Genomic DNA, 10,363 nt, shown 5'->3' with positions numbered 1-10,363 from the left:
TCACCGCTTGGCGGCGACAAGGGAATACATTACGCCGAACCCCCACCCCCAGCAAACCCACCCACCACCCGGGCGTGTCGCAACCCGGAAGCACGGCAATCCGGTCCCTGTTGCGCCGAAGGGCGCGCCTCCTCACGGAGACGCGCCCTTCGGCGGAACGCTGGATGTCAGGCGTCGATGAAGACGCCTGCGAGCGCCTTCTTGCCGCGCCGCAGCACCGAGACGCCGCCCGGGAGCGTTCCGTTCACCGTCGCCTCATCGGAGTCGACCTTCGCGCCGTCCACGGAGACGCCGCCCTGTGAGATCGCGCGACGCGCCTCCGATACCGACGAAACGAGCCCCGTCTCCACGAGCGCCTGGGTGACGGGCGTGCCCGCGGCCAGCGTCGCGTGGGGCAGTTCACGGAGCGCGGAGGCGAGGGTGCCCGCGTCGAGAGCACCGAGATCTCCCTTTCCGAACAGAGCCTCCGACGCGTCGATGGCCGCAGCGGTCGCCTCTGCCCCGTGCACGGCGGTCGTCACCTCGAGCGCGAGCCTCTTCTGCGCCGCACGGCGGAACGGCTCGCTCTCCACGAGAGCCGCGTACTCCTCGATCTCGGCCCGCGTGAGGAACGTGAAGACCTTCAGGCGCTCGACCACGTCGGCGTCATGGGTGTTGAGCCAGAACTGGTAGAACGCGTACGGACTGCACATCTCCGGATCGAGCCAGATCGCGTTGCCCTCGCTCTTGCCGAACTTCGTGCCGTCGCTGTTCGTGATCAGCGGGGTGCCGAAGGCGTGGACCGACCGTCCCTCGACGCGGTGGATGAGGTCCGTGCCGCTCGTGAGATTGCCCCACTGGTCGCTGCCGCCCGTCTGCAGGACGCAGTCGTAACGGCGATAGAGCTCGAGGAAGTCCATCCCCTGGAGGATCTGGTAGCTGAACTCCGTGTAGCTGATGCCGGCTTCGGAGTTCAGGCGCGCGGTCACCGCGTCCTTCTTGATCATCGTGCCGACGCGGTAGTGCTTGCCGATGTCGCGGAGGAAGTCGATCGCCGACATCGGCGCCGTCCAGTCGAGGTTGTTCACCATCCGAGCGGCGTTGTCGCCGTCGAAGCTGAGGAACCGCTCGATCTGGGCGCGCAGCTGCGCGACCCACTCGGCGACCGTCTCCTTCGTCTGCATGACGCGCTCGGCGGTCGGGCGAGGGTCCCCGATGAGGCCGGTCGCCCCGCCCACGAGACCGAGCGGCCGGTGGCCGGCGAGCTGCATGCGACGCATCGTGAGAAGCTGCACGAGATGCCCGAGGTGAAGGCTCGGCGCGGTCGGGTCGAACCCGCAGTAATACACGATCGACTCGCCCGCGAGCAGCTCGCGAAGAGCGTCCTGGTCGGTCGACACGTGCACGAGGCCGCGCCAGACGAGCTCATCCCAGATGGTCTCGAAAGAGGGATCGTTCGCCTGCACGGCAACGGAGGTTGCGGGTACAGTCATGCGCTCCAGCCTAGGGCTTCCCGGGACCCGTCCTCACAAGCCGAGCGCGTGCGCGACGGCCTGCGTCCGTGCGACGAGCTCCGCGCGCTGCTCGGCCACCCGCTCGGGAGCGGTGCCGCCGACACCGGCGCGCGATGCAACCGATCCCTCGATCGACAGCACCTCCCGCACGGCGGGCGTGAGGTGCTCGGACACCTCGGCGAGGAGCTCGTCCGTCGCGTCCTCCAGGCCGATCCCCCGCTCCTCGCAGGCGCGGACGAGCGCACCGGAGATCTCGTGGGCGTCGCGGAACGGGACCCGCTGCGTGACGAGCCACTCGGCGACATCCGTCGCGAGCGAGAATCCCTGCGGCGCGAGCGAGGCCATCCGCTCGGTGTCGAAGCGCAGTGTGGCGACCATCCCCGTGAAGGCGGGAAGAAGCACCTCGAGAGTCGCGACGGAGTCGAACACCGGCTCCTTGTCCTCCTGCAGATCGCGGTTGTACGCGAGCGGGAGCGCCTTGAGCGTCGCGAGCAGGCCGGAGAGGTTGCCGATCAGGCGTCCCGACTTGCCGCGCGCGAGCTCGGCGATGTCGGGGTTCTTCTTCTGCGGCATGATGCTCGAGCCCGTCGAGTACCCGTCGTCGAGGGTCACGAAGCCGAACTCGCGGGTGTTCCAGAGGATGATCTCCTCTGCCATGCGCGACAGGTCGATGCCGATCTGCGCCGCGATGTAGGCGAACTCGGCGACGACGTCGCGCGCGGCTGTACCGTCCATGGAGTTCTCGGCCGGCCGATCGAGGCCGAGTTCGCGGGCGACGAGCGCGGGATCGAGACCGAGGGTCGACCCGGCGAGCGCCCCTCCCCCGTACGGTGACACCCCCGCGCGGCCGCGCCAGTCGCGGAGCCGCTCGAGGTCGCGCACGAGCGGCCATCCGTGTGCCTGGAGGTGATGCGCGAGGAGCACGGGCTGGGCGTGCTGGAGGTGCGTGCGGCCCGGCAGGATGGCCGACGGGTGCGCGTCGGCCTGCGCCACGAGCGCGTCGATGAGCTGGACGAGCTCGCGAGCGATCACACCCGCGTGGTCGATGAGGAACAGGCGGATGAGCGTCGCGATCTGGTCGTTGCGGCTCCGGCCTGCGCGCAGTCGGCCGCCGAGCTCGGCGCCCACCTCCTCGAGGAGCGCCGTCTCGAGGGCGCCGTGCACATCCTCATCCGCATCGCGCGGACGCAGACGACCGCTTCGCACGCCCTCGGCGAGCGCGTCGAGTCCGGCGTGCATGCGCGCCGCCTCGTCGGCGGTGAGGTAGCCGGCGGCCTCGAGGGCCGCTGCGTGCGCGTGCGATCCGCGGATGTCGTAGAGCGCGAGCTGCCAGTCGAAGTGCGTCGATCGGCTCAGGGCCTGCAGCTCGGGGCTCGGCCCCCCTGCGAAGCGTCCGCCCCAGAGGGCTCCCTCGTTCGTCCCACGCGTCTCGCCTGTGCTCACCCGTCCAGCGTACTGAAGCGCCAGGACCCGCTCCGACCACCATCCATGTCTCGCCCACCGCGGGAAAGCCCGTCGCTATCCCACCGCGAGTGAGACACCGCGACGGGACGAGGGCACGATCGTGCGGGCGAGCCAGGCGATGCCGGCCTCGAGCGGGCCGCGCCCGACGAGCAGCGACCACAGGCTGCAGCCGACGATCGTCGCGACGGTCAGGGGCCAGAACGGCTCGGTCGCACGGAACGCCACGAGATCCGACCCGAACTGCAGCACGGTGGGCTCGGGCTGCAGCAGCGCCCACGCGACGAGCTGCGCCGCGTATGCCGTGAGCGGCATCGAGCCCATCGCCCGCAGGGGCCACGCGAGCCAGCGGAGCGGTGTCCTACACACGAGGAGGCATACGCCGATGACCGCGATTGCGAACCCGCCGGATCCGACCGCCTCGGCGACTCCGCTCGAGTGCGCCGCGTCATCGAGCACGTGCGCCCACACGCTCTCGGGTTCGGCGAGCGACCTCCAGCGGCCCAGCACCCCGTACCCGATGACGGCCGCGGCCGCGCCGCCGAGGACGAGCGCGAACGCCGTCCGCGGCCGACCGAGGCGGAGGCGTCCGATGGCGAGCCCCGCCGCGACGAAGGCGAACCACAGCGCGAACGGATAGTGCCATCCGGTCAACTGCGCGATGAGCTCGCCGGAGGGCGATTCCCACCCTGCCCATCCGTCGGTCGCCCACACCGCGAACGGCGCGATCAGCGCGACCGCGGCGGCGAGCGCGAGCAGCGTCGCGGGGCGCATCCGCAGCACCGGGAGCGCGAGGAGGAACAGGATGCCGTATGCCGGCAGGATCACGAGCACGGGCGTGTCGAGTGCGACCAGGAGCAGGCCGATCACCCAGATCGCGATCGCCCGCACGACGATCCGGCCGCGTGCGACCGCCATCCGCTCGCCGTCGACTGGGGTCGACCCGCCCGTGACGAGCGCGAGCGAGACGCCGGCGAGCGTCGCGAAGAGGATGGACGAGCGGCCGTTGACGACGTCGATCCAGGCCGCGGGGTCACCCCAGGCGAAGGGCGACGTGTCGAGCAGGTGGGCGGCGAACATGCCGATCACCGCGAGACCGCGCGCGAGGTCGATGCCGGGCGCGCGGCCGGACCCGTCCAGCCGAGCCAGACGGGTCCGGATCCAGCCGGTCAGTCCGCCTGGCGCAGCAGCCAAACGAGGAGGGCCTTCTGCGCGTGCAGGCGGTTCTCCGCCTCGTCCCAGATGACGCTCTGCGGGCCGTCGATGACCTCGGCGTCGACCTCGTAGCCGCGATCGGCGGGGAGGCAGTGGATGAAGATCGCCTTGTCGTCGGCGAGCCCCATGAGCTCGGGCGTCACCTTGTACGCGCCGAGGTCGCGCAGGCGGGCGAGCTTCTCCTCCTCCTTGCCCATCGAGACCCAGGTGTCGGTTACGACGACGTCGGCACCGGCGGCCGCCTCGAGCGGATCGGTGAAGAGGGTGAGCGAGCCGCCGGTCTCGATGCCGATGCGGTCGGCGTCCATCACGATGTCCTCGCGGGGCGCGTAGTCGATGGGCGATGCGATCCGCACGTGCATGCCGGCCATCACGCCCGCCAGCGCGTACGAGTGCGCCATGTTGCTGCGGCCGTCTCCGAAGAACGACAGCGTGAGCCCGCGCAGCTCGCCCTTGTGCTCGCGCACGGTGAGCAGGTCGGCCAGCAGCTGGCACGGATGGAAGTCGTCGCTGAGAGCGTTGACGACGGGCACCCGCGTGCCCTTCGCCATCTCCTCGAGGCCCTGCTGCGCGTAGGTGCGCCACACGATCGCGGCGACCTGGCGCTCCAGCACGCGCGCCGTGTCGGCGGGCGTCTCCTTGCCGCCGAGCTGGCTGTTCGCGGTCGAGATGATGAGCGGCGTGCCGCCGAGGTCGGCGATGCCGACGGCGAACGAGACGCGCGTGCGAGTCGACGACTTGTCGAAGATGACCGCCACGGTCTTCGGGCCGGCCAGGGACTTGTCGGCCCAGCGGTCCTTCTTGAGCTCGGCCGCGAGCTCGAGGATCTCGGCCTGCTCGGCCGGCGTGATGTCGTCGTCGCGCAGGAAGTGGCGGGTCATGCGTGGGTCTCCGTCGGGGTCGGGATGGTCGCGGCGACGGCCGAGAGAGCCTCGCCGAACAGGGTGAGGAACTCCTCGATCTCCGCATCGCCGATCGTGTAGGCGGGTGCGATGCGGATGACGTCCGCATCGGGGGCGTTCACGATGAGGCCGCGCTCGTGGGCGGCCGCGCGCACCTCCGCCGCAACCGGCGCGGTCAGCGTGATGCCGATGAGGAGGCCCTCGCCGCGCGTGCCCGAGACGAGCGGGAGCTCGGCGACGGCCGTGCGCAGCTGAGCGCCGCGCGCGGTCACGTTCTCGAGCAGCCCTTCGCTCTCGATGTAGCCGAGCACGGCATTCGCGACCGCGCTGGCGAGCGGGTTGCCGCCGAACGTCGAGTTGTGGGTGCCGGGATAGAACAGGTCGCTCGCTGCGCCGAACGTGATGAGGGCGCCGAGGGGGAATCCCGCGCCGATGCTCTTCGCGAGCGTCACGGCATCGGGGACGATCCCTTCGCGCTGGAAGGCGAACCACTCCCCCGTCCGGCCCGAGCCGGTCTGCACCTCGTCGAGGACGAGGAGCGCGCCGCGCTCGGTCGCGAGCTCGCGAGCCCTCGCGAGGAAGCCGTCGGGCATCGGGACGACGCCGGCCTCGCCCTGGATCGGCTCGACGAAGAGCGCCGCGATCGAGTCATCGAAAGCCGCCTCGAGCGCCTCGAGCGTGGCGTCGATCGAGCGCACGCCCGGCAGGACGGGCTCGAACGGATCGCGGTAGGCGGCCTTGGGGGTGATCGAGAGCGCGCCCATGGTGCGGCCGTGGAACGCGCCGTTGAGCACGAGGATGGTCGACTTGCCGGTCTTCCCGCCGTGCAGGCGGGCGAGCTTGATCGCCATCTCGTTCGCCTCGGTGCCCGAGTTCGAGAGGAACACCCGTCCGTCGTCGCCGGTGCCGGCCAGACGCTTCAGGCGGGCGGCGAGCTCGAGCTGCGCGGGGCTCGCGAAGTAGTTCGAGATGTGCGCGAGCGTCGCCGCCTGCTTCGACACGGCCTCCACGAACACGGGGTGCGCGTGGCCGAGGCAGTTGACGGCGATCCCGCCCAGGAAGTCGAGGTAGCGGCGGTCGTCCGCGTCCCAGACATGCGAGCCCTCGCCCCGGGTGAGGAGCGCGAGGCGCCCGCCCAGGCTCATGAGATCCCGCGATGCGTCGTCCTGCCAGGTGCTCATCCGACCACCACCTCCGTTCCGATTCCCTTGCTGGTGAAGAGCTCGACGAGCACCGAGTGCGGCACGCGCCCGTCGATGATGGCGGCCGTCGGCACGCCGCCGTCGACCGCGTCGAGGCATGCCTGCATCTTCGGGATCATGCCCGACTCGAGCTTCGGCAGCATCTCGCGCAGCTCGTCGGCCTTGATGTGCGACACGAGCGAGTCGCGGTTCGGCCAGTCGGCGTACAAGCCGGGCACATCGGTGAGGACCACGAGCTTCCGCGCGCCGAGCGCCACCGCGAGCGCGGATGCCGCGGCATCCGCGTTGATGTTGAGCGTGTGACCGGGGTGGTCGAGGTCGGGCGCGACACCCGCGACGACCGGGATGCGGTCGGCCTCGAGCTGGTCGATCACGGGAGTCGGGTCGACGCGGACGACGTCGCCTACCCGGCCGAGGCTCTCCTCGACCCCGTCGATGACGACGCCGCGGCGCCGGCCGCCGAAGAGCCCGGCGTCCTCGCCCGAGACGCCCACCGCGAACGGGCCGTGCGAGTTGATCTTGGCGACGAGCTGGGGGTTGATCTGGCCGGTGAGCACCATCCGGACGACCGAGATCGCCTCGGTGCTCGTGACGCGGTAGCCGCCCTTGAACTCGCTCGGGATCGCGAGGCGGTCGAGCATGCTCGAGATCTGCGGCCCGCCGCCGTGCACGACGACGGGCTTGATGCCCACGTAGCGGAGATACGCGATGTCGGCCGCGAACGCGTCCTGGAGCTCCTCCGAGATCATCGCATTGCCGCCGTACTTCACGACGACGATCTGATCGCGGTACTCCTTGAGCCACGGAAGCGACTCGATGAGGGTGGCCGCCTTGAACTCGGCTTCCTCGGGGCTGGTGTCCTGCAGGTCGATCGGTGTCATGAGGAGTACGCGCTGTTCTCGTGGACGTAGTCGTGCGTGAGGTCGTTCGTGAGGATGGTCGCGGTCGCCTCTCCCGCGTGCAGGTCGATGAGCACGTGCGTGTCGCGCGGTGCGAGATCGACCTCCTCGCGGGGGCGGTCCGGGCCGCCCGCGCTGCACACGCGGACGCCGTTCATCGAGACGTCGACCTGGTAGGGATCGAACTCCGCGGAGGTCGTGCCGATCGCCGCCAGCACGCGGCCCCAGTTCGGGTCGTTGCCGAAGATGGCGGCCTTGAAGAGGTTGTTGCGCGCGACCGAGCGGCCCACCTCGACCGCGTCCTGCTCGCTCGCGGCCCCGACGACCTCGATCGCGATCGCATGGCTGGCGCCCTCGGCGTCGGCCTGCAGCTGCCGCGCGAGGTCGGAGCAGACCGCGGCGAGCGCGCTCGCGAACTCCTCCGGGTCGGGGGTCACGCCCGAGGCCCCGCTCACGAGGAGCGTGACCTGGTCGTTCGTCGACATGCATCCGTCGGAGTCGAGCCGGTCGAAGCTGACGTTCGTTGCGGAGCGGAGGTGCGCGTCGGCGGCCGCCGCGTCGAGCACGGCGTCGGTCGTGAGCACGACGAGCATCGTCGCGAGCCCGGGAGCGAGCATCCCCGCGCCCTTCGCCATCCCTCCGATCGACCATCCGCCGCCGCGATGCACCGCGGTCTTGGGAACCGTGTCGGTCGTCATGATCGCGCGTGCCGCGTCGTCTCCGCCGCCGACGCTGAGGGAGGCGATCGCCTTCGCGGTGCCGTCGAGCACCTTCGCGCGGAACACGTCGTCGCCCGTGCCGATGAGGCCGGTCGAGCAGACCTGGATGCCGACGGCTCCGACGCCGAGGAGCTCCGCCGCGCGCTCCGCGGTCTGGTGCGTCGTCTGGAAGCCGAACGCGCCCGTGAAGCAGTTGGCGCCGCCCGAGTTCAGCACGACCGCCTCGATCACGCCGCCCTTGATCGCCTCCTGCGACCACAGGATCGGGTTCGCCTTCGCCCGGTTCGAGGTGAACACGGCGGCGCCGGCCTTGAGCGGCCCGCGGTTGACGACGACCGCGACGTCGGGCTTGCCTGTCGACTTGAGCCCTGCGGCGACTCCGGCCGCCTCGAATCCTGCGGGTGCGGTCACGCTCACGGCGCCACTCCGTTCACGGTGAGAGCGCGGCCCTCCGGCAGGCCGAGCGCGATGTTCATGGACTGGATCGCGGCGCCCGCCGTCCCCTTTGCGAGGTTGTCGACGGCGGTCACGACGACGACCCGGCCGGCCGCGCGGTCGATCGCGAGGCCGATGAGGGCCGTGTTCGCGCCGAGGACGTCGGCCGTGCGCGGCACCTGTCCCTCGGGCAGGAGCTGCACGAAGGTCTCGCCCGCGTACGCCTGCTCCCACGCGTCGCGGATCTGCGCGTCGGTCGCGCCGTCCGCGATGCGCGCCGTCGAGGTCGCGAGGATGCCGCGGGCCATCGGCACGATCACGGGGGTGAAGGAGATGCGGATGTCGCCGGTCGCGCCCGCGGCACGGAGCGCCTGCCGGATCTCGGGGATGTGGCGGTGCGTTCCCCCCACCGCGTACGGGTTCGCCGTTCCGAGGAGCTCAGCGCCGAGAAGATGCGTCTTGAGGCTCTTGCCCGCGCCCGAGGGGCCGACCGCCAGGACGCTCACGATGTCGGACGGGTCGATGACGCCCGCGGCGACGCCGGGCGCGAGGCTGAGACTCACGGTCGACGCGTTGCACCCGGGCGCCGCGATCCGAGTGGCCCCGACGAGACGCTCGCGCTGCTTCGCGCCGCCGACCGGAAGCTCGGGGACGCCGTACGCCCAGGGCTCGTGGAAGGCACCGCCGTAGAACGCGTCCCAGTCCCCCTCGTCGACGAGACGGTGATCGGCGCCGCAGTCGATGACGAGCGCGGCGTCGCCGAGCGCGTCGGTGTACTGGCCGGATTGGCCGTGCGGGAGCGCGAGGAACACGACATCGTGACCGGCGAGGATCTCCGGCGTGGTGTCCTGCAGGGTGAGGTGCGCGAGCGAGCGGAGGTGCGGCTGATGCTGGATGAGCGGCTGGCCGGCGTTCGAGTGCGCGGTGACCGTGCGGATCTCGACGTCCGGATGTTCGGCGAGCAGACGGAGGAGCTCTCCGCCGGCGTAGCCCGAAGCGCCGGAGACGGCGACCGAATACGACATGACTTCTACCTTATTGTCCGTGGGCGGGGGCCGGAGACGGCGACACCGGCCGACGGACCGCGCGCAGGCGCAGTGTCTCGCGGTGTCGCCTAGATTCGGCGGCCGCTGCGACGTCGGGGCGCGACGAGCGCGCTCGGAGCGAGCGTGCGCGAGGTCGCGGGCGAGGTCATGCCGACGACAGTACCACGGAGCGGATGGTCGGCTCGTCAGTCAGGCAGGTCGGCGAGCGTGGGCGTCGTCCATGAGGGATCGGGGCGCCAGTCGCGCCACGCGGGGTCGAACGGCCAGTCCCCGGCCGCGAACGACGCGATCGCCGCCTCCGCATGACGGCGGATGTGGGCGGCCTCCTCAGGTGCGATCCGCCCCTGCACGAGGGCCTCCTCGAGCTCGTCCTCGTCCTTCAGCTGCGCGTGCCCGGCCGCATCGATCCACACATCGAGGACGTGGTCCGACGAATAGGTCGCCTCTCCCGCCCGCAGATGCGCGTTCTCGAGGTTCACGTACCAGCCGGAGAAGGTCCACGGCTCCCCCGACCAGAACAGCCACACCGACCACGGTGTGCCGGTCGGCGCGATGCGCAGGATGCCATTGCCCCACCACTCCTCGCGGATGCGGATGCGACGCTCCGTCCAGCGTCGCTCGAGCGGCACCGTCCGGATTCGGCGCCCGTCCGGAGCGCCCTGCGCTTCCTGGACCGTGCCCGGCGCGAGCCAGGCGACGAGCCCCCGCGGGTCATCGCGGACGACCCGCATCGGCGCGATCGTGGACGCGTCCCCCGCTGTCCACCCGGGTCGACGGTAGTGCCAGTCGATCTGCGCCCCCGGGCGGAGGAACGGCGGCGCACCGGCGGGGCGAGCGCCCTCCGGTGCGGAGGGCGCGGTCGGATGCGCGATGGTCTCGATCACGTCCTCCACGGTAGCCGTGCCGCATCGTGAGGCCCCGCGCACGCGCACGCGCGCGTCTCGCGACCCGGGCCATCCGCGCCCGCGTGCAGATCGCAGCATCGGCGCGC

General features: G+C 71.2%; 9 protein-coding genes. All 9 read right to left on the bottom strand.

Going from position 1 to position 10,363, the window contains the following annotated elements; genetic code table 11:
• Positions 1–167: 167 nt before the first annotated feature.
• Positions 168–1,472, bottom strand: coding sequence for a tyrosine--tRNA ligase (tyrS, locus tag PKE79_RS13810; RefSeq protein ID WP_271174286.1), 1,305 nt, complete (start codon positions 1,470–1,472; stop codon positions 168–170).
• 33 nt (positions 1,473–1,505) lie between these two features.
• Positions 1,506–2,936, bottom strand: coding sequence for an argininosuccinate lyase (gene argH, locus PKE79_RS13805; protein ID WP_271174285.1), 1,431 nt, complete (start codon positions 2,934–2,936; stop codon positions 1,506–1,508).
• Positions 2,937–3,011: 75 nt separating this feature from the next.
• Positions 3,012–4,148 carry a heparan-alpha-glucosaminide N-acetyltransferase domain-containing protein gene (locus tag PKE79_RS13800; RefSeq protein WP_271174284.1) on the bottom strand — a complete coding sequence of 379 codons (1,137 nt, stop codon included), beginning with the start codon at positions 4,146–4,148 and terminating at the stop codon, positions 3,012–3,014.
• On the bottom strand, positions 4,124–5,050 hold the full coding sequence (argF, locus tag PKE79_RS13795; protein WP_271174283.1) for an ornithine carbamoyltransferase: 927 nt from the start codon (positions 5,048–5,050) through the stop codon (positions 4,124–4,126). The genes PKE79_RS13800 and argF overlap by 25 nt, the downstream gene beginning before the upstream one ends.
• A complete protein-coding gene (locus PKE79_RS13790) occupies positions 5,047–6,252 on the bottom strand; it encodes an acetylornithine transaminase (protein ID WP_271174282.1) in 1,206 nt (401 codons plus the stop codon). The genes argF and PKE79_RS13790 overlap by 4 nt, the downstream gene beginning before the upstream one ends.
• The gene (gene argB / locus PKE79_RS13785; RefSeq protein WP_271174281.1) at positions 6,249–7,154 is read right to left on the bottom strand and encodes an acetylglutamate kinase; all 906 of its coding nucleotides are present in this window, start codon (positions 7,152–7,154) and stop codon (positions 6,249–6,251) included. The genes PKE79_RS13790 and argB overlap by 4 nt, the downstream gene beginning before the upstream one ends.
• Positions 7,151–8,308: a bifunctional glutamate N-acetyltransferase/amino-acid acetyltransferase ArgJ gene (gene argJ, locus PKE79_RS13780; protein ID WP_271174280.1), complete on the bottom strand. Its 1,158-nt coding sequence runs from the start codon at positions 8,306–8,308 to the stop codon at positions 7,151–7,153. The genes argB and argJ overlap by 4 nt, the downstream gene beginning before the upstream one ends.
• Positions 8,305–9,351 carry an N-acetyl-gamma-glutamyl-phosphate reductase gene (gene argC, locus PKE79_RS13775; RefSeq protein WP_271174279.1) on the bottom strand — a complete coding sequence of 349 codons (1,047 nt, stop codon included), beginning with the start codon at positions 9,349–9,351 and terminating at the stop codon, positions 8,305–8,307. Before argC ends, argJ begins: the two co-directional genes overlap by 4 nt.
• A gap of 206 nt (positions 9,352–9,557) precedes the next feature.
• Positions 9,558–10,256: a ribonuclease FAU-1 family protein gene (locus PKE79_RS13770; RefSeq protein WP_271174278.1), complete on the bottom strand. Its 699-nt coding sequence runs from the start codon at positions 10,254–10,256 to the stop codon at positions 9,558–9,560.
• Positions 10,257–10,363 lie beyond the last annotated feature (107 nt).

The sequence above is a fragment of the Microbacterium barkeri genome, from assembly GCF_027921765.1.
GTDB lineage: Bacteria > Actinomycetota > Actinomycetes > Actinomycetales > Microbacteriaceae > Microbacterium > Microbacterium barkeri.
This window is presented reverse-complemented; position numbering and strand designations above follow the sequence as displayed.

Bases quoted from the DNA above. Each gene is read 5' to 3' on its own strand.
- tyrS (WP_271174286.1), bottom strand. From the start codon at position 1,472: ATGACTGTACCCGCAACCTCCGTTGCCGTGCAGGCGAACGATCCCTCT.
- argF (WP_271174283.1), bottom strand. From the start codon at position 5,050: ATGACCCGCCACTTCCTGCGCGACGACGACATCACGCCGGCCGAGCAG.
- PKE79_RS13790 (WP_271174282.1), bottom strand. From the start codon at position 6,252: ATGAGCACCTGGCAGGACGACGCATCGCGGGATCTCATGAGCCTGGGC.
- argB (WP_271174281.1), bottom strand. From the start codon at position 7,154: ATGACACCGATCGACCTGCAGGACACCAGCCCCGAGGAAGCCGAGTTC.
- argC (WP_271174279.1), bottom strand. From the start codon at position 9,351: ATGTCGTATTCGGTCGCCGTCTCCGGCGCTTCGGGCTACGCCGGCGGA.